This is a genomic window from bacterium, from assembly GCA_036524115.1.
Taxonomy (GTDB): domain Bacteria; phylum JAUVQV01; class JAUVQV01; order JAUVQV01; family DATDCY01; genus DATDCY01.
Genome location: DATDCY010000227.1, coordinates 1 through 21,238, shown reverse-complemented (window position 1 = coordinate 21,238; position 21,238 = coordinate 1). Strand labels below are relative to the sequence as shown.

At 72.9% G+C, this 21,238-nt stretch carries 16 protein-coding genes; 5 read left to right on the top strand and 11 right to left on the bottom strand.

Annotation, left to right across the window (positions count from 1 at the left end; translation table 11 throughout):
- Positions 1–6: 6 nt before the first annotated feature.
- From VI078_11120 to VI078_11110, 3 genes are read right to left on the bottom strand one after another with little or no spacing between them, the layout of a single operon-like run.
- Positions 7–744, bottom strand: a complete 738-nt coding sequence (locus tag VI078_11120; GenBank protein HEY5999832.1) for a fumarate reductase iron-sulfur subunit — start codon at positions 742–744, stop codon at positions 7–9.
- A 2-nt stretch (positions 745–746) separates the two neighbouring features.
- The gene (locus VI078_11115) at positions 747–2,726 is read right to left on the bottom strand and encodes a fumarate reductase flavoprotein subunit (GenBank protein ID HEY5999831.1); all 1,980 of its coding nucleotides are present in this window, start codon (positions 2,724–2,726) and stop codon (positions 747–749) included.
- On the bottom strand, positions 2,723–3,508 hold the full coding sequence (locus VI078_11110) for a fumarate reductase cytochrome b subunit (protein ID HEY5999830.1): 786 nt from the start codon (positions 3,506–3,508) through the stop codon (positions 2,723–2,725). Before VI078_11110 ends, VI078_11115 begins: the two co-directional genes overlap by 4 nt.
- Positions 3,509–3,711: 203 nt before the next feature.
- Between VI078_11110 and VI078_11105 the strand changes: the two genes are divergently transcribed.
- Positions 3,712–5,196: an alpha-amylase gene (locus VI078_11105; protein HEY5999829.1), complete on the top strand. Its 1,485-nt coding sequence runs from the start codon at positions 3,712–3,714 to the stop codon at positions 5,194–5,196.
- A gap of 25 nt (positions 5,197–5,221) precedes the next feature.
- On the opposite strand, the gene VI078_11100 is transcribed toward VI078_11105, so the two are convergent.
- The 4 genes from VI078_11100 to VI078_11085 are packed head-to-tail and all read right to left on the bottom strand — an operon-like array spanning position 5,222 to position 7,991.
- Positions 5,222–5,635: a NusG domain II-containing protein gene (locus tag VI078_11100; protein HEY5999828.1), complete on the bottom strand. Its 414-nt coding sequence runs from the start codon at positions 5,633–5,635 to the stop codon at positions 5,222–5,224.
- A gap of 49 nt (positions 5,636–5,684) precedes the next feature.
- Positions 5,685–6,383, bottom strand: coding sequence for a 6-phosphogluconolactonase (pgl, locus tag VI078_11095; GenBank protein ID HEY5999827.1), 699 nt, complete (start codon positions 6,381–6,383; stop codon positions 5,685–5,687).
- The gene (locus VI078_11090) at positions 6,380–7,594 is read right to left on the bottom strand and encodes an acetate/propionate family kinase (GenBank protein ID HEY5999826.1); all 1,215 of its coding nucleotides are present in this window, start codon (positions 7,592–7,594) and stop codon (positions 6,380–6,382) included. Before VI078_11090 ends, pgl begins: the two co-directional genes overlap by 4 nt.
- A gap of 31 nt (positions 7,595–7,625) precedes the next feature.
- Positions 7,626–7,991, bottom strand: a complete 366-nt coding sequence (locus tag VI078_11085; protein ID HEY5999825.1) for a hypothetical protein — start codon at positions 7,989–7,991, stop codon at positions 7,626–7,628.
- Positions 7,992–8,173: 182 nt separating this feature from the next.
- On the opposite strand from VI078_11085, the gene VI078_11080 reads away from it, so the two are divergent.
- Both VI078_11080 and VI078_11075 read left to right on the top strand, forming a co-directional pair.
- Positions 8,174–12,490 (top strand): translocation/assembly module TamB domain-containing protein, encoded by a 4,317-nt coding sequence (locus VI078_11080; protein ID HEY5999824.1) that lies wholly within the window; start codon positions 8,174–8,176, stop codon positions 12,488–12,490.
- 2 nt (positions 12,491–12,492) lie between these two features.
- Positions 12,493–14,577, top strand: coding sequence for a BamA/TamA family outer membrane protein (locus tag VI078_11075; GenBank protein ID HEY5999823.1), 2,085 nt, complete (start codon positions 12,493–12,495; stop codon positions 14,575–14,577).
- A 48-nt stretch (positions 14,578–14,625) separates the two neighbouring features.
- Here the strand turns inward: VI078_11075 and VI078_11070 are convergent, their stop codons facing one another.
- The 3 genes from VI078_11070 to VI078_11060 form a co-directional block, all read right to left on the bottom strand.
- Positions 14,626–15,105 carry an ankyrin repeat domain-containing protein gene (locus tag VI078_11070; protein HEY5999822.1) on the bottom strand — a complete coding sequence of 160 codons (480 nt, stop codon included), beginning with the start codon at positions 15,103–15,105 and terminating at the stop codon, positions 14,626–14,628.
- Positions 15,106–15,245: 140 nt separating this feature from the next.
- Positions 15,246–16,463, bottom strand: coding sequence for a Na+/H+ antiporter NhaA (gene nhaA, locus VI078_11065; protein ID HEY5999821.1), 1,218 nt, complete (start codon positions 16,461–16,463; stop codon positions 15,246–15,248).
- Between the two features lie 95 nt (positions 16,464–16,558).
- Positions 16,559–17,311 (bottom strand): hypothetical protein, encoded by a 753-nt coding sequence (locus VI078_11060; GenBank protein ID HEY5999820.1) that lies wholly within the window; start codon positions 17,309–17,311, stop codon positions 16,559–16,561.
- Between the two features lie 221 nt (positions 17,312–17,532).
- Here VI078_11060 and VI078_11055 point away from each other — a divergent pair, with 221 nt between their 5' ends.
- Positions 17,533–18,579: a hypothetical protein gene (locus VI078_11055; GenBank protein HEY5999819.1), complete on the top strand. Its 1,047-nt coding sequence runs from the start codon at positions 17,533–17,535 to the stop codon at positions 18,577–18,579.
- Between the two features lie 87 nt (positions 18,580–18,666).
- Positions 18,667–19,551: a patatin-like phospholipase family protein gene (locus tag VI078_11050; protein ID HEY5999818.1), complete on the top strand. Its 885-nt coding sequence runs from the start codon at positions 18,667–18,669 to the stop codon at positions 19,549–19,551.
- Here VI078_11050 and VI078_11045 read toward each other — a convergent pair.
- On the bottom strand, positions 19,548–21,238 hold a 1,691-nt coding region (locus VI078_11045), incomplete at its 5' end, for an ATP-binding protein (GenBank protein HEY5999817.1). The genes VI078_11050 and VI078_11045 overlap by 4 nt on opposite strands.

Here is a 21,238-nt window from a genome sequence, read left to right as displayed (position 1 = left end):
CCGGCGCTACAGGCCGGCCTTGACCATCTTCCTCCGGACGAACGCGATCTGCGTCTGCAGCGGCAGATCCTTCGGGCAGACGTCGTGGCAGGCCAGCAGCGACATGCAGCCGAACACCCCGTCGTCGTCGCCGACGAGGTAGTAGTAGTCCTCGTCCGTGCGGGTGTCGCGCGGGTCGAGCCGGAAGCGGGCGATCTTGTTGAGACCCACCGCGCCGACGAAGTCCTCGCGCATCCGCGCCGTCCCGCAGGCCGCCACGCAGCAGCCGCACTCGATGCAGCGGTCGAGCAGGTAGATCTGCTCGGCCAGATCCGGGTCCATCGGCGCCTCGATGCGGCGCACGTCCAGCCCGTCCTCGCGCAGGTGCACCCAGGTCTCGAGCCGCTCGCTCATCCGGCGCATCCACTTGCCGGTGTTCACCGAGAGGTCCCCGATCAGCTCGAAGAACGGCAGGGGCGCGAGCGTGATCTCCGGCCCGAGATTGCGCGTCAGCGTGCGGCAGGCGAGCCCCGGCCGGCCGTTGATCACCATGGCGCAGCTGCCGCAGATGCCGGCGCGGCAGACGAAGTCGAACTGCAGCGTGGGGTCCTGCCGGTCGCGGATCTCGTTGAGCGCGATGAACAGCGTCATGCCGTCGGCCTCCTCCAGCTCGTAGCGCTGGAGCCGCGGCGCAGCGGCGGGGTCGTACGGGTTGTAGCGCAGGATGTGGAAGGCCAGCCTGCGGCGTGCGGTCGTGTCGGCCATGGTCAGAATCGCTCCTCGATGCGCTCGTTGCGCCCGCGCAGCGCCGGCGGCAGCAGCCGCTCGTAGGGCAGCAGCGCCTCCTGCACGGCCCAGCGGCCGGACGACGCCAGCTTCGCGCGGATCGCGTCCACCTCCGCCTGCCGCGCGGGGGTGTCCGGGTGGTCGATGTAGTCCTTCGCGCCGTACCCGCGCCAGCCGGGCGGCAGCTCCATCCGCTTCACGTCCAGCGGCTCGTGCGCCAGGGTCGGCAGGGTGTCCTGCTCGCCCTTCCACGTGGCCAGCGTGCGCTTGAGCCACTGCGCGTCGTCGCGCCGCGGGTAGTCCTCGCGGAAGTGGGCGCCGCGGCTCTCGGTGCGCACGAGCGCGCCGTAGGCGGTGGCGAGGGCGAGCTTGAGCATCATCCGCGTGCGGTACGCCGCCACCAGCTCCGGGTTCGCGCCCGCGGCCCGGCTGCGCACGCCGATCGAGCGGCTGCGCACCAGCAGCTTCTGCAGCTCGTCGACGGCCTGCTCCAGGTCCCTGCCGCGCCGGAAGATGCCGACCTTCGCGGTCATCAGCTCCTGCATCGCCCCGCGCAGGACCATCGCGTCCTCGCTGCCGCGCCCGGAGAGCAGCTCGTCGAGCTTGGCCTGCTCGCGGGCGAGGGACTCGCGCACCAGCGCGGCCGGCACGTCCACGTCGTTCTCCGGCCGGTCGCAGAAGTCGGCGATCGACTCGCCGACGATCATGCCGGCCACGAGCGTCTCGCCCAGCGAGTTGCCGCCGAGCCGGTTGAAGCCGTGCAGGTCCCAGCAGGCCGCCTCGCCCGCCGAGAACAGCCCCGTGAGGTGCGGGCTCTCGCCGCTCGGCAGCGTGCGCACCCCGCCCATGGTGTAGTGCTGCGCCGGGCGCACGGGGATCCACTCCTTCACCGGGTCCACGCCGAGGAAGTAGTGGCAGATCTCCCAGACCTCGCGCAGGTTGTGCCGGATGTGGTGCTCGCCGAGCGCCGTGATGTCCAGCCAGAGGTGCTCGCCGAAGCGGCTCTTGACCCCCTTGCCCTTGAGGATGTGCTCCTCCATCCGCCGGGAGACCACGTCGCGGGAGGCCAGCTCCTTCTTCTCCGGCTCGTAGTCGGGCATGAAGCGGTGCCCGTCGACGTCCTTGAGCAGCCCGCCGTCCCCGCGGCACCCCTCGGTGACGAGGATCCCCGCCGGGAAGATCCCCGTCGGGTGGAACTGCACCGCCTCCATGTTGCCGAGCGCGGCCACGCCGGTCTCCAGCGCGATCGCGTGGCCGATCCCCTCGCAGATCACGGCGTTGGTCGTCACCCCGTAGACGCGCCCCGCGCCGCCGGTGGCGATCGCCGTGGCCTTGGCGACGTACGCGGTCAGCGCCCCGGTGACCAGGTCCCGCACCACCGCGCCGTAGCAGCGCCGCCCGTCGTGGATCAGCGCCAGCGCCTCGGCGCGCTCGAGAACCGGGATCCCGGTCGCGATCGCCCGGTCGGTGGTGGTGTTCAGCAGGGAGTGGCCGGTGCCGTCCGAGACGAAGCACGTGCGCCACTTCTTCGTGCCGCCGAAGTCGCGCTGGCCGACCAGCCCGTGCGCGGCGTCCGGCTCGGTGATGGTCACCTTCTGGTTGTTGATGATCACCTGGCGGTCGCCGCGGCGCACCCGGCTCCACGGCACGCCCCACGCCGCCATCTCGCGCACCGCCTTGGGCGAGGTGTTGACGTACATGCGCACCACGTCCTGGTCGGCGCCCCAGTCGCTGCCGCGGACGGTGTCCTCGAAGTGCACGTCCTCGTTGTCGCCCTGCCCCTTGAACACGTTGCCGAGGCTCGCCTGCATCCCGCCCTGCGCGGCCTTGGAGTGCGAGCGCTTGGGCGGCACCAGCGAGAGGATCAGCGCCTCGTGCCCGCGGCGGCGCGCGCCGATCGCGAGGCGCAGCCCGGCGAGGCCGCCGCCGATCACGAGCACGTCGGTGTAGACGATCCTCATGGCCGGCCCTCCCCGTGCGCGGCCTGCTTCGCCCAGGCGGGCGCGTACTCCTCGGCGGGCCGCCCCCCCAGCTCCCTGCCGATCCGCAGGTAGGTGGTGTCGGCGACAAGACCGAGCGCGAAGTAGACGGCGATGAGCGCCCACGCGACGCGGACGAGCACGCGGCGCGTGCGGCCGGCGTCGGCGCCCTCGATCCAGCCCCACTTGACGACCAGCCGGTAGAGGCCGATGCCCCCGTGCAGGCCCACGGCGACGAGCAGCGCCAGGTACAGCGGCCCCCACCCGCCCGCGTGCATCCGGAAGGCGGAGAAGTGCGGGCCGATCCCCCCGGGCTCCACCAGCATCTGGTAGAGGTGCGGCGGCGCCAGGAAGAAGAGCGCGAACCCGGTGAGGAACTGGACCCACCACAGCGTCGTGTCCCCGTGCTTCAGGAGCGCGCGATGCGCGGCGAAGGTGCGCAGCTGCCCGACGTTCGCCGGGAACTTGCGCATCGCGAGGAAGGCGTGCGCCACGAAGAGCACGACGACGGCGGCCGCGATGACCGAGACGGCCCCGGGGTGGGCCTGGCCGAAGAAGAAGTACCCCTCGAAGAACTTCGTGACCGACCACATCGCGTCCTTGCCCAGCAGGATCGTGGAGACGAAGAACAGGTGCCCCCACATGAACAGGCCGAGCGCCAGCCCCGTCCCGCTCTGCGCGAAGTCCAGGCGCGCCGGCCACCGGCTCTTGCGCGGGCGGTCCGCGAGACCGACCCCGGCGATCACTTCCGCGCTCGTGCTCATGCCCCCACCGCCGCCATCGAGACCTCCTTCGGCATCGGAATTCCGGCACATTCCGCGTCGTTCACGCGGGATTGCTCCCCGAGCCCGGGGCATGTTCGGCCGGTGCCGTCCCGAAGTCAAGACCGCCGGAGACGCTCCGCTGCGCCCGCCGCCGTCTCTTCCGCGCCGTGCCCCGCCGGTGTAAGGTGGCGACGGGAGGGAGCATGAGGGCCTGGCCGGAGCACCCCGCGATCTACGAGATCAACGCCCGGGTCTGGTTGCACGACCTCGGTCACTGGCTCGGTACGCCCGTGAACTTCTCCACGGTGCCGCCGGAGGAGTGGGACCGGATCGCGGACCTCGGCTTCGACGCGGTCTGGTTCATGGGCGCCTGGGAGCGCTCTCCGGCCGGGGCCGCGGCCGCGCTGCGGGACGCGGCACTGCTCGCGGACTTCCAGCGCGCCCTCGGCGACTTCACGGCGGATGATGTCGTCGGCTCCGCCTACTGCGTGCGACGGTACGTGGTGGACGACGCGCTCGGCGGCCCCGCCGGCCTCGCGGAGGCCCGCCGGCAGCTCGCCGCGCGCGGCGTGCGCCTGCTGCTCGACTACGTGCCCAACCACGTCGCCGTCGACCACCCCTGGGCGGCCGCGCACCCCGAGTACTTCGTCCACGGCACCGGGGAGGACCTGCGGCGGGAGCCCGCCTCCTTCTTCGCCGCGGGCGGCGGCCGGGTCCTGGCACACGGCCGCGACCCCAATTTCCCGGCCTGGCAGGACGTGCTCCAGCTCAATGCCTTCGACCCCGGACTGCGCGGCGCGGCCGCCGCGACGGTGCAGGAGATCGCCGCCCAGTGTGACGGCGTCCGCTGCGACATGGCCATGCTGATGATGAACGACATCTTCGAGCGCACGTGGGGGCCGCGCGCCGGGGCACGCCCCGCGGACGACTTCTGGCCGCCGCTGATCGCCGCGGTGCGCCAGCGCCACCCGGCCTTCCGGTTCCTGGCCGAAGCGTACTGGGACCTCGAGGGGGCGCTGCTGGGGCAGGGCTTCGACGACTGCTACGACAAGACGCTCTACGACCGGCTGGCGCACGGCGACGCCGAGGACGTCCGCCGCCATCTGCTCGCCGACCCCTCCTTCCAGCGGCGGCTGGCGCGGTTCATCGAGAACCACGACGAGCCGCGGGCGGCCGCGACCTTCCCGCCGGACAAGACCCGTGCGGCGGCGGTGACGCTGCTGACCCTGCCGGGGGCCAAGCTCCTGCACGAAGGGCAGCTCGAGGGACGGAAGGTCCGCGTGCCCGTCTCGCTCGGCCGCCGTCCCCCGGAGCTGCCCGACCGCGACCTGGCGGCGTTCTACGAGCGGCTGCTGCCGGCCGCGCGCGACGGGGTCTTCCGCGACGGCCTGTGGCGCCTCTGCGAGCGCACCGGGTGGCCCGACAACTCCAGCCACCTGAACATCCTCGCGTGGTCATGGGAGGCGGGCGGGCAGCGCCGCCTGATCGTCGTCAATTTCTCCGGCGTCACGTCGCAGGCCATGGTGCGGCTGCCGTGGGGCGACCTCGGGGGACGGCCGTGGCACCTGGATGACGCCCTGTCGGAAGACCTCTTCGAGCGCGACGGCGATGAACTGCAGGCCGCCGGCCTCTTCGTCTCGCTCGACCCCTGGCGCTGGCACTTCCTGCGCCTGATGACCGACGGCTGAGGAGCGGCAGCGCCCGCCCTCCCACTCAGCGGGTGACCGCGTCAGGCCCGCCGTCCCCGCCCTCGCCCACCAGCCGGATGACGACGCCGTTCGGGACGCAGACGAGCACCTCGCCCGGCCGCGCGATCCAGCCGCCATGCCGGCAGACCTGCCGCGGGCAGGGCGAGGAGAGGACCCGGACCCTGCGGGCGCGCACCTCGATCCGCGTGACGCCGAGAACGCCCCGAACGTCGTGGACGGCGTCGCGCCCGAGGTCGAGGGAGACCGCCTGCCGCCCGGAGACACTCACCTCGGCGTGCGCGGGAGCGTGGCCCCGCCCGGCCCGCAGCGAGGCGGCCACGACCAGCGCGCCAAGCAGACAGAGGATCGCGCAATCCCCGAGGATCAGCCGCGTCGCATTGGGACCCCAGAACCGGCGGACGAACCCGGTGGCGCTCATGCGCGGCGCCCCCGGCCGTCGCATGCCCCCACGGCGACGCCTCCCGGCCTCAGGCGAGGTCGGTGAACACCGTGGTGTCGCCGATCGCCAGCACAAGCCTCGCGGGACAATCCACGACCGACGAGCGCTCGTCGTTGAACATCGCGAAGGCCTCGCGCTTCGCCTCGCCCGCAAACACGAGGACGGCCGCTGCCGCAGACTGCATCAGCGAACGCGACGCACTCATGCGCCCCGGCGGCGGCTTCGGCGAGTCGTCCATCACGATGAACCCGTGGTGGCGATCGTCGATCGAGTGGTGGCGCGGGTAGAGCGCACCCACGTGGCCGTCTTCCCCGGCGCTCAGCAGGACGACGTCGAAACGCAGGCCCAGCGCGGCGAGTTCCCGCTCATAGCGCGCCGCCCCGCGGTCCGGCGCCACCGGGTCGAGGACGAAGGGATGCACGGTGGCGGGATCGATGCGCCCGGCAGCGAGCAGCGGCGCCAGGAGGCTCTCGCGCAGCAGCCTGAAGTTGCTGTCCGGGTGATCGACCGGCACGAGCCGCTCGTCGACGACGAAGAGGTGAACGCGCCGCCAGTCGACGTCCTCGCCGAGCATCGCCCGGAAGATCGCGGCGGCGCTCCTCCCGCCCGGCACCGCGACGACCGCCCGCCCCCTGGCCGACAGCACGTGCCCGATCCTCCCGCACAGGTGGCGTCCCGCCGCCGCGAGGAGCCGGGCCTGGTCCCCGTCACGGACGACCGCCGTCATGCCCCGGCCGCCTGGCGCACCAGCGCGAGCGTGTGCCGCGCGATCATCAGCTCTTCGTTGGTCGGCACAACCCACGCGGAGACGGCGCTCCCGGGCGCGGTGATGCGGGGGCCGCCGCGGCGGTTGGCCTCGGCGTCCAGCGTCGCGCCGAGCCAGGCGCAGGCCTGCGTGACGCGGCCGCGGATCTCGCTCGAGTTCTCGCCGACGCCCGCCGTGAAGACGATCCCGTCGACGCCCCCGAGCATGGCGGCCAGCCCGCCGATCTCCCGCGCGATGCGCTGGACGTAGTAGTCGACCGCAAGCCGCGCCCGCGGCTCGGCGCTCGCGAGGAGCACACGCAGGTCGTGGCTGACCCCGGAGAGCCCGAGCAGCCCCGACTCCCTGTAGAGCAGCCTCTCCAGCTCGGCGTGCGACATCCGCCGCTCGCCGAGCAGGTAGAGCAGCACGCCCGGGTCCAGCCCGCCGGGCCGCGTCCCCATCGGCACGCCGTCGAGGGTCGAGAACCCCATGGTCGAGTCCACGCTGACCCCGGCCCGGAGCGCGCAGAGGCTGGCGCCGTTGCCGAGGTGCGCGACGATCACGCGTCCGCGCGCGATCTCGGGGGCCACCGCCGGCAGCGCCCCGGCGATGTACTCGTAGGAGAGCCCGTGAAAGCCGTACCGCCGCACCCCGGCCTCGTAGTACTCCCAGGGCAGCGCGTAGACGTCGGCGAGGCGCGGGTGGACGCGGTGAAACGCCGTGTCGAAGCAGGCGACCTGCGGCACCCGCGGGTGCGTCGCGCGCAGCGCGTCGATCGCGGCGATGTCGCGCGGTTCGTGGAGCGGCGCCAGCGGCACGAGCTTCTCGAGCGCCGCCAGCACCGCGTCGTCGATGAGCGCCGGCCGCGAGAACTCCGCGCCCCCGTGGACGACTCGGTGCCCAACCGCGAGGAGCGACGCGCCCGGGTGGCGCTCGCGCAGGCTGCCCCAGGCGATGCCGACGGCATCCCGCACGTCCCGGGCGCTCTCGGGCGGCAGCTCACGGCTCTCGAGGTGGGCCCCCGCGCCGTCCCTGACCTCGAGGCGGGGCTGCGCGCCCAGATCGTCGACCTGACCCCGCGCGGCCAGCGCCAGGGAGGTCCCGTCCTCGCCGGGGCGGAACAGCGAGAACTTCAGGCTCGACGAGCCCGCATTGACGACGAGGATGCAGTCGCCCGGGCCGCCCCCGGTCACCGTCCCGCCCTCCCCGGTGGACGCCAGGACTTCAGCGCTCCATGCGGCGGCTGTAGCTCCCGAGAATGCGCTCCTTCAGGTACGAGCTCGCCGCCTGATTGCCGTTGACGTCGAATTCGACGCGGACGTTCCCGTCCGACAGCTGCTGGATCTTCGCGGTCGCGACGAGGTCGCCGGCGGTGCCGCGTATGGTCCCCGCCCCGCGGTCCTGCGCGATGACCACCACCTGCTCGTCCGCAAAGGCGCCGAGGGCCGCCGACCACGAGCGGTCGAAGGGCGTCCCCGGCGCGACGCTGTAGGAGCCCGAGGCGGTCTTGTAGACGACGCACGCCGGAAGGACCGGGAGGAGCACGATACCGACGCATGCGATTCCGAGGAGCTTCCGGAACGAGCCCATGTTCCCTCCCATTTTCCCGCAATTCGCCCGCAACCGGGCACGACGAAGACGGCCCGCTGGCACGCGATCCCTGGTCCATGATACCCCGGCGTGTCCCGCGCACATAGCGCAAAACCCGCCCCCGCCCTTGCCTCCCGTGGGCCCGTGCCACATATTGGCAGCAGGAGGACGTCCACCCACCGATGAAGTCCGCGCGCATTGCCTTCACCGTGGCCGCCGGAACCCTGGCGGCGCTCCTGCTGCTTGCGGCCGCGTTCCGCGGTCCCCTGCTCGAGCGCCTGATCGTCCGCGCGCTCCACTGCACGCTCGGCCTCGATGCGACGCTCGCGCAGGCGGGCGGCAGCATCTTCGGCGGCATCGAGCTGCGCGGCCTGAAGGCGCGCGGCGCGGGGCCGATCGCTTCGTTCGAGGCGGAGCGGGTCGCCGCGACCTACTCGCTGGCGGCGCTCGCCCGCGGGCGGGAGGCGTTCTTCCGCTCGCTCGCCGTCACGGTGTCGGGCGGGGCGCTGGACCTCGACCTGACGCGACCGCGGCCGGCTTCCGCCGGGAACGCAACGCCGCCCGCTCCCGCACCGGGAAGCGGCGCGGTGGCCGGCCGCGCCCCCGCGTTCCCGGCGTTGCCGCGGCTGGAGGTCCGCGGTTCACGCCTGCGCCTGCGCGGCTCCGGCTACGAGATCGTCGCCGAGGGCCTTCAGGGCGACGTCGGCGCCCCCCTGGCGGGACAGGCCCAACCGGTGGACGCCCGGGCTGAACGCTTCTCGCTGCGCCACCCATGGCTGCGCGAGGGGGCCGTCCCGCTCGCGCTCACCGGGGCGCTCGCGCCGCGCCGCCTCGACATCGCGTCCGGGACGTCGGCCGGCGCCCCGCTGATCCAGCGGGGAAGCCTCGAGCTCGGCGATCGCGCCGGGGATTTCGACCTGCGGCTCGCGCTCGCCCTCTGGCAGGGAACCGCCGAGGTTGGCGTGCTCGAGCGCGCGGGCGGCAAGCAAGTGCGCTGGGACGTGCGCGGCGTCGATCTGAGACCCGACCTGGTGCTCTCCAGCCCGGGTCTCGGCGCGCTGCGCGGGCGGCTGACGAGCAGCGGCTCCGCCACGATGAGCGCCGCGGGGACGCCGACGCTGGCCGGGACGCTCGGCCTCGCGTGGGAGGGCGCGCAGATCGCCGGGCGCGCCGTCGACCGCCTGTCGATCGAGGCGACCGCCGAGCCGGGGCTCGTCCGCGTGAAGAGCGCCGAGGGGCGCATCGGCCCCAACGACCTGCGGCTCGCGCTCGTGGACCTCCCCGCCCCTGCCCTCTTCTCCGGCCGCTGGCGCGCCCTTCTCGCCTCCGCATCGGGCTCCTTCGCGGCCTCGCTGGGGGACGTGCCGGGGTTCATGGCCATCTGGGGGTTGAACGCCAGGCGCGCCGGCGCCCGGATGCCGGCGCACCGGCTCCGCCTCGAGGGGACGCTCGGGAAAGGCACGGTCCGCCTCTCCAGGGGCGAACTGGCCGCGGGCCCCGGCACCGCGACGCTGGAGGCCTTCACGCTCGGCCTGCCCGGCGAGAACCAGGGCTGGGACCAGACCGCGTTCTCGGGCAGCGCCGCCGTCGACCTCCCGCGGCTGGAGGACGTGTCCGCCGTCCTGCCGCTGCCGGCCCTCGGCGGCTCGATTCGCGGCGTCGTCTCCGGGCGGGGCACCGTGGCGCGGCCCGAGGGGACCGCGACGCTGGCCGGCCGCCAGGTCACCATCGCGGGGAAGGCGATCGGCGACGTCGAGGTCACCGCGCGGGCTGCCGCCGGCCGGCTCGAGCTCGATTCGCTCCAGGTGCGCCGGGGCGGCAACCGGCTCGACGCAAAGGGGGTCCGCCTCTCGACGGCCGCCCTTGCCTCCTCCGACCGCGCCGCCCTCGTGGACAGCCTCGCCGGGTCGTTCGAGCTTCGCTTCACCGACATTCCCGCGCTGGCGGCGCTGGCGAGCGCGCCCCCCGCTGGCCTCGCGCGCCTGCCGGCGCGGCACGTGCTCACGGCGGCGGGCACCGTCAGCGGGAGGACCATCGCGCTGGCCGGCGGCTCGTTCGCCACCGCCGGGAGCACTGCCACCCTCCGCGCCGCGCGCATCACGCTTCCGGCCCCCGGCGGGGACTGGAAGCGCGACACCACCCTCGACGGCGACCTCGATGTCGATGTCCCCGACCTCGCGCCGGTCGGCCGGATCTTCGACGTCCCCCCGCTGCAGGGCAGGCTCAAGGGACACGCGAAGGTCGCCGGGAGCGCCCGCGAGCCGACCGGCACGCTGGAGCTCTCCGGCGCCGGCATCGCCGTCGGGGCCCATCGGGTCGGCGACGTCGTCGCGAAGCTGTCGGCGCGAGGGCGCCTCGTCGCGGTCGAGTCGCTGGAGATCGCCCGCGGCCCCGACCGGCTCCGCGGGAGCGGCTCCTGGGACCTCGACAAGGAGACGGCGCTCTCGCTGGAAGCGGACGTCAGCGTCGCCGACGTGGCCCCGTGGGCCGCGCAGTACGTGTCGGCCCGGCTCCCGGTGTCGGGGCGGCTGCACGCACGGATCCGCGCGGACGGTCCCGTCCCGGGCGCGCCCATCGCCGTCGACGCGGAGGTCTCCGGGGGGACGTTCCAGGACCTGCGCGCCGTCCGCGGCACACTCAAGGCGAGCGTCGGCGTGGAGGGCCCGCTGCGCCGCCCGCGCATCGCATCGGCCGCGCTCACGGCGCAGGCGGACGGCGAGGCCGGGACGCGGTCGGGGCATGCGACGATCGACGCGTCGTACGAGCCGGGCACGCTGCGCGTCCGGGCGCTCGACGCCAGGGGGAGCGGCGGGCTCACGCTCCACGGCGACGGCACGCTCGCGCTGGATCTCTCCTCCCGCGACGTCCTCGGGCCGGGCCCCCTGGCGTTCCGGGCCCGGGTGCACATGCCCCATCTCGACGACGTCTCCGCCCTCCTTCCCCCGGCATACCGCCTCGCGGGAAGCCTCGACGCCGACCTGGCCCTCGCGGGGACCTGGAAGGACCCGCAGCTGCGCGCAGAACTCGACGCGCGGGGCCTCGCGCTCGACGCCGCGCCCCCCTTCGTGTCGCCGGGCCCGTACACGCTCGCCGGGACACTCGCGTGGTCGGCGTCGGAAGCGCGGGCGGAGCGGGTGCGCCTCGAGTCCCCCGCGCTCTCGTGCTCGCTCTCCGGGACGTGGACCGCGCCTCCCTCCCCGCGCGCCGTGCTTTCCCGCGAAGCGCGCCTGGCGGCGGGCTCGCTCTCGCTTCGCGCGACATTCTCCTCCCCCGACGTCGGCTGGCTGCGCGCCGCGGCTGAAGGAATCCGTCACGTGCGGGGCAGCGTCGCCGGTGAGATCGCCGTCGAAGGCACCCCCGCCGACCCGATCTTTTCCGGGAGCGTCAGCGTCGCGGACGGGGCCGTGCAGTACCGGGGCCTCCCGCCGCTGGACTCGCTCGCCGCGCGGCTGAGCCTCGCGCGCCGCACCCTGACCGTGGAGCAGCTTGGCGGCAACGTGGGGGCCTCACCGTTCGCGCTGAGCGGCTCCGTCGACTTCACCCGCCTGTCCGACCCGGCGTTCGACCTGCGGCTGCAGGGGAAGAACGCCCTGCTGTATCGCGCCGAGGGGCTGCGGCTGCGCGCCGACAGCGATCTGAGGCTGCGCGGCACCGCGGGCGCGCCTTCGCTCTCGGGCGAGGTCGCCCTCACGGACAGCATCTACCAGCGGACGTTTTCGGTCGCGGACGTCTTCGGCGGCGGGAGCGGGAGCGGCACGTCGTCGAAGCGCGCGAGCGCCGGCACCTCCGGCATCTCCTTCCCGGACCCGCCCCTGCGGGACCTGCGCTTCGACGTGCGCCTCACCGCCCGCGAGCCGTTCGAAATAGCCACGACCGTGCTCAAGGGCACCGCCGCGCCCGACCTGCGCCTGACGGGGACGGGCCTCCTGCCGGTGCTCCGGGGCACCATCCTGTTCCAGGACGCGCGCCTGTTCCTGCCGTCGGGCACGCTGGAGGTGGAGCGCGGCACCATGCTCTTCCGCGAGAGCGACCCGGCCCACCCGGAGCTGGACTTCGCCGGCCGGATGCAGACGCGCGGCTTCGACATCACCGCGCAGATCAGCGGGACGCTCGACAAGCCCGAGGTCATCCTCTCCTCGCTCCCGCCCCTCCCCAGCGACGAGTTGGTCACGTTCGTGCTCACCGGCGCGCCGCCGGCCAGCGCGCGCCTGGCGGGCGAATCCGCCGCGACGCTGGCGACGCCCATGGCCGTCTACCTCGGCAAGGGCGTCCTCGAGAGCCTGCTCGGCGGCGCCGGCGGCGGCGGCGCGCGCCTCCAGGACCAGCTCGAGATGCAGGTCGGCCGCGAGCTGACGCGCAGCGGCAGCCAGACGATGGACGCGCGGCTGCTCCTCAGGAAGGGCCTCGCCGGGCACGGCAGTTCCCTCTACCTGACGGGGCAGAAGGACGTGTACGATCAGGAGAACATCGGGGTGGAGATCCTGTTCAAGTTCAAGTGACGATGCGGGAACGGAAGATCGGCAGACTGGTCCGGGGCGCGGCGGCGACGCTGGTCGCTGCGGCCGTGCTCTGCGCTGCGCCCCCCGCCCGCGCCGGCGTCTCCGTCCGCATCGAGGGCAACGCGGCCCTCGACGCCAGGAGCCTGCGCGAGGCGGCGTCCGCCGAGCTGGAGCGCCTCTCGGACCCGGCGCGCCGGCCTGCCGCCGCCGACGACGCCGCCTTCCAGATGGAGAGCGCGGGTCGCCACGCAGGCTACGCTTTCATCGAGGTCACGTCCGCGCTCTCGGGAGCGGGGGATGACGTGACCGCGGTGTTCACGGTGCGCGAGGGCCCGCTGGTGCGGCTGGCCGAGGTCACCTTCGCGGGCAACGCGTTCTTCCCGGCGGAGCGGCTGCGGCCGCTCGTGGCAGCGCCCGGGACGCCGCCGTACGTCGAGGCCGACCTCCGCGAGGGCCGCAGGGAGGTGGCGCAGCTCTACCGCGACGAGGGGTTCGCCGACGCCCAGGTGACCGGGCCGCACGTCGCGTTCAGCGAGGACCGCACGCGGGCGAGCGTGCGCTTCGACATCGTCGAGGGGACGAGGCGCGTGATCCGCGCGGTCGTCTTCGAGGGCGATTCGCCGCAGGGGGATGCCGACGCGCTGCGGCAGCTGGCGGCCAGCCTCCCGGGCCAGCCCTACTTCGAGCGGCGCAAGCTCGGCCTCGCCAACGGGGTGACGGGGGTCTTCGGCGCGCGCGGCTACCCCGAGGCCACCGCGACGGTCCGGGACGAGCCGGGCGGGACGCCGGGCGAGGTGCTGCTGCGGGTCACGACGACGAGCGGCCCGCGCGTGCGGGTCACGGGGATCGCCGTCGGCGGGAACAAGCGGACCCGGACGTCGTTCATCCTCGCGCGCATCCCGCTCAAGCCCGGCGACTGGTACAACGAGGAATCCGTGCACGAGGGGATCCGCCAGCTCTACCGCACCGGCGTCGTCACCCGCGTCGCCTACACGCTCGAGGGCGCGGGGACCGGGCGCGTCCTGCGCCTCACCGTGGAGGAGGCCCCGGCGCGGGAGTTCTCCGTGCAGGGCGGCTGGGGCTCCTACGAGCGGCTGCGGGGCGCCGTCGCCTTCCGCGACCGCAACGTCCTCGGCGTCGGGCTCGGGGCGAGCGCGGAGGTCGGCGCCTCGACGAAGAGCCGCTACGTCACGACCGAGCTGCTCGCGCCGCAGGTTGCCGGCACCGACGTCTCGTTGAGCCTCCCGCTCTCGTGGAGCTTCCGCGAGGAGCCGGCCTTCAACGAGGAGAAGGTCGAGGTCTCGGCGCGGCTCTACCGCATCTTCGCCGGCAGGGTCGCAGCCGGCGTGAAGTACGGGTTCGACTTCGACCATCTCACGCACCTCTCGGCCGACGTCCCGCTCGACGCGCGCGACAGGCAGGTCACGCTGGCGAGCGTCAGCGCCAACGTCGAGATCGACCGGCGCGACGACATCTTCTACCCCACGCGCGGCTGGCAGTCGGCGGGGGCCGTCCAGCTCGCGGACCGGCGCATGGGCGGCTCCCTCGACTTCCTGCGCTGCACGGCCGGGGGCAAGTTCTTCCGGCCGCTGGGAGCCGGCTTCGTCCTGGGGCTGCGCCTGGACACCGGCTTCATCGTGCCGACGCGCGGCAGCACGGACATCCCGGTGAACGAGCGCTTCTTCACCGGCGGGGAGAGCAGCGTCCGCAGCTTCAAGGAGCAGGAACTCGGGCCGAAGGGCCCCGCGGGCGACCCGCTCGGCGGGCTGGCCTCCACCGTGGCGAGCGTGGAGGTGCGGCGTCCCATCGTCGGCCACCTGGCGGGGAGCGTCTTCGTCGACGCCGGCAACGTCTCGCCGAACGGGTCGCTCGCGCACCTCGGCCCCGACGCCACGAACACCTCGGACTACGTCGCGGCGATGTGGTCGGACTACCTGCGGGACTTCCGGACCGGGGTCGGCTTCGGCCTCCAGTACCTGACGCCGCTCGGGCCGATCCGCGTGGATGCGGCCTGGAACCCGAGCCCCCGGCCGTCGGAGTTCGAGAGGCGCTTCGTCACGCACCTCAGCATCGGGATGGCGTTCTAGGCTCTCGGCGCCCCCTCTGCCAAAGGGGGAGAGGAGGACTGAGGGGCCTTACTTGGCGGCTCCGCTGTTCTGTGCCTTGACGAGGTATTCTTCCAGCTCCGAGAACCCGCCCTGTTTGGCGTAGTCCAGCGCAGTCTGGCCGCGCTTGTCTTCGATATCCGTCCTGGCCCCGCCTTCGACGAGAGCTTTGACGACGCCCAGATGACCGTAGTAGGCCGCGAGAATGAGGGGCGTGAAACCTTTCCGCTCCTCAATGTTCAACGACGCCCCGCGCTTGGCGAGGGCTTCGGCAACGGCACCGCAATTGTAGTAGGCGGCCCAGTGCAGGGCCGTGTATCCAAGCCGATCCTGCAGGTTCATGTCCGCGCCGTTATCGGCCAGCAATTCAACGATCTTCTTGTTTCCTTCACTGGCGGCCACCATCAGCGGGGTTCTTCGCGTCTCGTCCACCCTCGAGTTCAAGTCATAGCCTCTATCAATGAGCCTTTGGACGCTGTCTACTCTCTCGTGACGAATGGCATGGTTCATTCCGCATGCACACAGAAGGCAGAGCACACTCATGACGGGAAGGGACAACAGATACCGTGTCATGGCACCCCCTTCAAGACATTCGACCAAAGATCGTTGGCTATTCGCCGGCCCCGGACACAGTGTACCCCCCAACTGCTTCATCCCTTCCGCTGTGACGCCCCGTCGGCCCCGGCCGGCGGGGCCCAGAAGCGCAGCAGCACGTAGCCGAGGCAGCCCGCGACGATCGAGGCGGCGAAGATGGCCGACGTAGCCTCGGCCGATTCGGGCCCCGGAGCGAACGCGAGATTGGCGATGAACAGCGACATCGTGAAGCCGATCCCGGCCAGCGCGGCGGCCCCGGAGAGGTGACGCCACCCCACCCCGGCGGGCACCTCGGCAACGCCCGCGCGGACGGCCAGCCACACCGCGAGCAGGACGCCGCAGAGCTTGCCGGCGACGAGGCCGAGGATGATGCCCAGCGCCACCGGCGAGCCCAGCCGCACGCCCGAGAGCGCGATGCCGGCGTTGGCGAGCGCGAACGCGGGCAGCACCAGGAAGGTCGAGATCGGGTGGACGGCCCGCTCGAAGCGCTGGAGCGGCGCCACGCCGTGCGGCTCCCTGGCCGCCGCGGGGACCGTGAAGGCCGCGATCACGCCGGCGACCGTCGCGTGGATGCCCGAAGAGAGCACCGCGAACCAGAGTGTCACCCCGGCAGCGAGGTAGACGAGCGGCGACTCCACGCGCCGCCGGTTCGCCGCCAGCAGCGCCGCCAGTGGCACGAGCGCGAACCCGATCCAGTCCCAGTGAAGACCCGACGTGTAGAAGACGGCGATCACGAGGATCGCGCCGATGTCGTCCGCGATGGCGAGCGCCGCGAGGAACACCTTCAGCCCGGCGGGCACGCGCGGACCGAGCAGCGCGAGCACCCCGAGCGAGAAGGCGATGTCCGTCGCGACCGGCACGCCCCAGCCGGCGGCGGCGCCCCCCCCGCCGTTGAACGCCAGGTAGATGGCGGCTGGCGCGGCCATGCCGCCGAGCGCCGCGAGCACCGGCAGCAGCGCGCGACGGCGCGACGACAGTTCGCCGACGACGACCTCGCGCTTGATCTCGAGGCCGACGACGAAGAAGAAGAGCGTCATCAGCGCGTCGTCGACCCACTGCTTCAGCGGCTGAGCAAGGCCGGGCGGGCCGAACGGAAGGCCGATCTCGGCGTGCAGGAGGCGCCCGTACGCCGCGGCGAGGGGACTGTTGGCCACCGCCAGGGCGATCGCCGTCGCCGCGAGCAGGACGACCGCGCCGGCCGCCTCGTGGCGCAGGAACTCCCGGAGGAAGGGGCCCGGCGCCACGGCCGCGCGCCGCCGGGTGCGCCCGATCACGGTGTCCTTCCCTCGAGCACAGCCGCCCCACCGAAAAAAGGAAACGGCGCGGAGCGCCCTCGAGGCACCCCGCGCCGCCCCAGATTCGTTGAAGCTTACTGGGCCCCGCCGAAGGCGAACTGCACGCCGGCGTGGAAGACGCCGTCCTTGAAGTCGCCGCCGACGTTCGCGTTGTTGAGGTAGCCGGCCTGGACCGTGATCATCGGGTTGACGTAGAAGCGGCCGCCGACCCAGTAGCTGGCGTCGGACTCCGAGCCACCCTCGAGGAAGTCCAGGTCCTCGTTCTGGGTGACGATCTCGCCGCCGACGGCGAACATGTCCATCTTGAAGAGCAGGCTGCCGAAGAACTTGAACCCGCTCTCGTCGATGTCGCCGCCGATGTTCTGGTACTTCGCGCCCGCGGACGGGATCAGCGTCATGCCCTCGCCCAGCGGCACCAGGTACGTGGCCACGCCGTAGACGTCGAAGCCGTTGGCGTCGAAGTCAGGGTCGGTGCTTATGGCGTTGTAATGCCCCCCGACCGCGATCCCGAGGCCCTCCACGAACTTCGGCAGCACGTACTTGGCGCTGAGATCCCAGATCTTCGGATCGTTGTCGGTGTCCATGAACCAGTAGGCGCCGCCGACCTCGATCCCCATGGGGAGGCCGACAGTGAAGCGCACCGGCACGAACAGGTCATCGGAGAAGACGTAGTCGCCGGCGATCGCGACCTTCATCGGCGCGGCCGACATGGCCAGCGGCGTCCGGGCGACGCCCGTGGCGCCCGTGAGGTCGACGTCCGCCGCCTGGGCCGAGCCCGCCGTCATCAGCGCGAACACCGCAATACCGGAAAGCAGCAGTTTCTTCATCTCTCACTACCTTTCTCCGGCCTTTCCCGCCGGTTGGACCTGATGCCCCGATCCCCGGGACAGGGGGAAAACCGGCCGTCCGGCTCTCCAGCCGTACTCTCGCGGACCCACTCCTGCGAGAATCACGTGCGTGCCGCCGACCTTGGGGGTTGAATTTACGCCCCGGTCTCGAAACCTGTCAAGGGCTCGCGGGGGCGTTCGCGGCATCCACGTAGTATATTGTGACGAAATTCGCGGAGGCGCGGACGCTGGATATGCTGCAGATGCCGGACACCCTGCGACGCCGGGCGAGGCTCCGCGCGGTGAGATTATTCCACGGCGCCGCCGCCGTCTCGGCGTGCCTGGTCATCGCGTCGAGCGCGCAGGCGGACGAGCCCACGTTTCTCGAGGAGGTCGACACGGCGCGCGTCTGGGCCGGCCGGAAGTTCGTCGACGCAATCGACGCCGCCGACATGGCCTTCGGCGAGCCCCGCGTCCAGGACCGCCTGGAGATCGCGCGCGCCAAGCTCGGGATCAGGGCCGAGGTCCGCGACAACATGGACACCACCTGGAGCATCCCGTCCAACTTCCGCATCCCCCTGCCCGGCATCGAGCGGCGGCTGAAGTTCTACATCGACCTCACCGCGGCGACCGACACCCACAACCTCGACGACCTCGGCGCCGCCGCCGACGAGAGCACCGCCACGATCTCCGCAACGCTCCTCCGGAAGTTCACCGACACGTTCGACCTCGGGGCCACCCTCGGGGTCCACGGCGGCCCCGCAATCGGCCCGGAGCTGTTCGCCCGCTACGACCGCAAGTGGCGCCCCTGGGCGCTCTTCGGCGAGCAGCGCTTCTACTGGCGGACCGACAACGGCTGGGGCGGACGGACGACCTTTGACGTGGACTACGCGCTCGGCGCCTCCGCGTTCCTCCGCTGGGCGAACAGGGCCGAGGTGTACCAGGAACTCCATGGCGAAAACCTCGAGTCGGGCCTCATCTGGCGCTGGCTGCCCCCGTACGGGGGGACCGCGGTCTCGCTGGAGACAGGGGTGAAGTACAACCCCTACCACGGCGACCCGGAGAAGGCGGAGCCGACCACGCACAACGACGACCCCGACCAGACCTACGTGCAGCTGCGCATGATCGGCAAGGTCTGGCGCGACTGGATCGAGCTGGAGGTCATGCCGGGCCACTACTACTACTGGCAGCGCGACGAGCCGGGCGTCTGGGGCGTCGCCGTGCGCCTGAGCCTGATCTACGAGTCCCTGCTCGGCAACGGCAGGTAACGGGCGGCGGCGGCAACGCGCGTGACGCGAAACGCGGGTCGGCTGCTATACTTGCGACGCAACCATGGACTGCGCCCGGGAGACCCTGTGAAGCGGATCGCCGTCGCTCTCGCGCTCTGCGCCTGCGCGCTCGCCGGCTGCGCGGGCGCGCCGCCCGCGGCCTGGCCGCCGGCGGCGGACACCCGGCCGCGCGTCGGGCTCGCCCTCGGCGGCGGCGGGGCGCGCGGCTTCGCCGAGGTCGGGGTGATCCGCGCGCTCGAGCGCGAGAAGGTGCCCATCGACGTCGTGGCCGGGACCTCCGTCGGCAGCCTCGTCGGGGCGCTGTACGCCGACACCGGCAAGAGCCTCGACCTGGAGCTGTCGGCGCTCACGGTCACCGACGAGGACCTCTTCGACTACAAGGCGCTGGCGATCCTCTCCGGCGGTTTCGTCAAGGGCGAACGGCTCGAGGAGTTCATCGGCCAGCGGCTGCGCAACCGCGACATCGAGAAGCTCGCCCTGCCCTACGCGGCGGTGGCGACCGACCTGCGCACGGGCGAGACCGTGGTCTTCGACCGCGGATCGGTCGCGCGCGCCGTGCACGCGTCGGCGGCGATCCCCGGCGTCTTCGTGCCGGTGACGGTCGACGGCCGCGTGCTGGTGGACGGCGGCGTGACGAACCCCGTTCCCGCCGACGTCGCGCGGCGGCTCGGGGCCGACGTCGTCATCGCGGTGGCGATCCCGGCGGCCGTGCCGTCGAAGAACCCGGCGACGCCGATCGAGACGGCCTACCACGCCGTGACGATCATGGCCGCGGAGATCGGGCGGCTGCGCGCCCGCGAGGCGGACGTGCTGATCACGCCCGACGCCGGCGACGTGGCCTACGACGACTTCTCCCGCAAGAAGCAGCTCATCGAGGCCGGCGAGGCGGCGACCGCCGCCGCGATGCCGGCGATCAAGGCGGCGATCGCCGCGCACACCCGGAAACCCTAGCGCGGCCTGAGCTTCTCCGGGACGAATTCCAGGTCGGAGGCCTCGCGGACGGCCAGGCCGATCTGGAACTCCATGACGTCGCGCGGCACCGGGAGCTGGTAGCCCTCGAGGCAGGCGGCGACCGACTCCACCGGGCCGAGCCCCTGCGTGCGCGAGAGGCGGTAGGCCTTCACCGCGAGCGCCTCGGCGGCCCCCGGCGTGAGCATCTCGGGGATCCGCGGCTCGAGGCTTGCGTACGCCTCGTCCGGGATCGCCAGCCCGAGGCGCTTGCACAGCGCCCGCAGCAGCGCGAACCCCTCCCGCGGCTCGAGCGTCGGGAAGAGCGGGATCTTCACGTCGATGCGCCCCGGGCGCTTGATGTCCACCTCGATCAGGTCCGGGCGGCTGGAGGCGAGCACCCAGAGGATCCTGCCGCGGTTGTCCGTGTCGCTCATCTCCTCGGCGATCATCGAGTAGACGCGCCCCGAGACCCCGGAGTCGCCCGAGCCCGACTCGCGCCGGCCCAGCGCCTGGTCGGCCTCGTCGACGAAGACGATGCAGCGGCCCAGCGCGTGCAGCAGCCGGAAGATGCGCTCGAGGTTGCCCTCCGTGCTGCCGACCCACTTGTCGCGGAAGTTGCGCAGCTTCACGACGGGCACGCCGGCCTCCCCGGCGAGGCACTCGACGAAGAAGGTCTTGCCGGTGCCGACCGGCCCGCAGAAGAGGTACCCCATGGGCAGCGCCCTGAGGTCGTCCTGCCGCCAGAGCGCGATGTCCTGGCGCAGCCAGGCCTTCACGCGCTCGCTGCCGTGGATGTCGTCGAGCGTGCGCGCGCTCTCGACGAAGCCGACGAGGCCGCTGTACTCCTTCTCGACGAGCGACTTCTTGAGGGTGACCAGGCGCGCCGGGTCGACCGGCTTGCCCTCGTGCCGCGCGGTCTTGAGCAGCTGTTCGACCGAACCGAGGGCGACGCCGGCGAGCTGGTTCGCCAGCGCATCGAGCCGCCCCGCCCACGGCGCGAGCGGCGCCGCGTACGCCGGCTCGAGCACCGCGAGCGCCGCGGCGAGCGCGGGCGCCTCCGGCAGCGGCAGCTTGATCTTCGCGGTGTGCGGGTTGGTCGCCAGCAGCGGGTGCAGGTCGTTGAGGTTCTCGGCGATCAGGAACGTCGCCACCGGATGGCCCGCGATGAGGCTGTCGTTCGCCCACTCGCGCAGCAGCAGCACGATCGCCCCCTGCTCGAAGCCCCCCGCGTCGCCGGCCGGGGCGATCATCTCGGCGGCCTCCAGCAGCACGGCGACGCGCGGCGCCGGCTTGCCGAGGCGCGCGAGGTTCGCCGCGTACCGCAGGTAGTGCGTGAGCGCCTCGACCGCCGGGCGCGGCGCCCGCGGCAGCTCGCCGAGGCGCTGCGCCCCCGGCCACGAGGAGAACGCGTCACCGCCGCGCTCGACGCGGATGCCGTTGCCGAGGTCGTAGGCGAGCACGACGTCGAAGGGCGCGAGCAGCTCCGCGAGCAGGAACTCGCGCAGGTTCCCGGGCGTCGCCGCCCCGCCCGCGCGCGGCACCATGAGACGGTCGTAGACGTTGCCGTGAAGCACGAACTGGCAGGCGGCGCCGCTCTCGTAGAGGGTCGCCAGCTCGCGCGCCCAGGCCGGCGGCGACGCCGTCGCGCCCGCACCGGCGGCGCCGCCCGCGGCGGCCGTCACTGACG

What these genes read in the sequence shown, in the direction of transcription:
- VI078_11115 (HEY5999831.1), bottom strand. Translation starts at nt 2,726, where the DNA reads ATGAGGATCGTCTACACCGACGTGCTCGTGATCGGCGGCGGCCTCGCC.
- VI078_11110 (HEY5999830.1), bottom strand. Translation starts at nt 3,508, where the DNA reads ATGAGCACGAGCGCGGAAGTGATCGCCGGGGTCGGTCTCGCGGACCGC.
- VI078_11105 (HEY5999829.1), top strand. Translation starts at nt 3,712, where the DNA reads ATGAGGGCCTGGCCGGAGCACCCCGCGATCTACGAGATCAACGCCCGG.
- VI078_11080 (HEY5999824.1), top strand. Translation starts at nt 8,174, where the DNA reads ATGAAGTCCGCGCGCATTGCCTTCACCGTGGCCGCCGGAACCCTGGCG.
- VI078_11120 (HEY5999832.1), bottom strand. Translation starts at nt 744, where the DNA reads ATGGCCGACACGACCGCACGCCGCAGGCTGGCCTTCCACATCCTGCGC.
- VI078_11085 (HEY5999825.1), bottom strand. Translation starts at nt 7,991, where the DNA reads ATGGGCTCGTTCCGGAAGCTCCTCGGAATCGCATGCGTCGGTATCGTG.
- VI078_11100 (HEY5999828.1), bottom strand. Translation starts at nt 5,635, where the DNA reads ATGAGCGCCACCGGGTTCGTCCGCCGGTTCTGGGGTCCCAATGCGACG.
- VI078_11075 (HEY5999823.1), top strand. Translation starts at nt 12,493, where the DNA reads ATGCGGGAACGGAAGATCGGCAGACTGGTCCGGGGCGCGGCGGCGACG.
- pgl (HEY5999827.1), bottom strand. Translation starts at nt 6,383, where the DNA reads ATGACGGCGGTCGTCCGTGACGGGGACCAGGCCCGGCTCCTCGCGGCG.
- VI078_11060 (HEY5999820.1), bottom strand. Translation starts at nt 17,311, where the DNA reads ATGAAGAAACTGCTGCTTTCCGGTATTGCGGTGTTCGCGCTGATGACG.
- VI078_11070 (HEY5999822.1), bottom strand. Translation starts at nt 15,105, where the DNA reads ATGAACCATGCCATTCGTCACGAGAGAGTAGACAGCGTCCAAAGGCTC.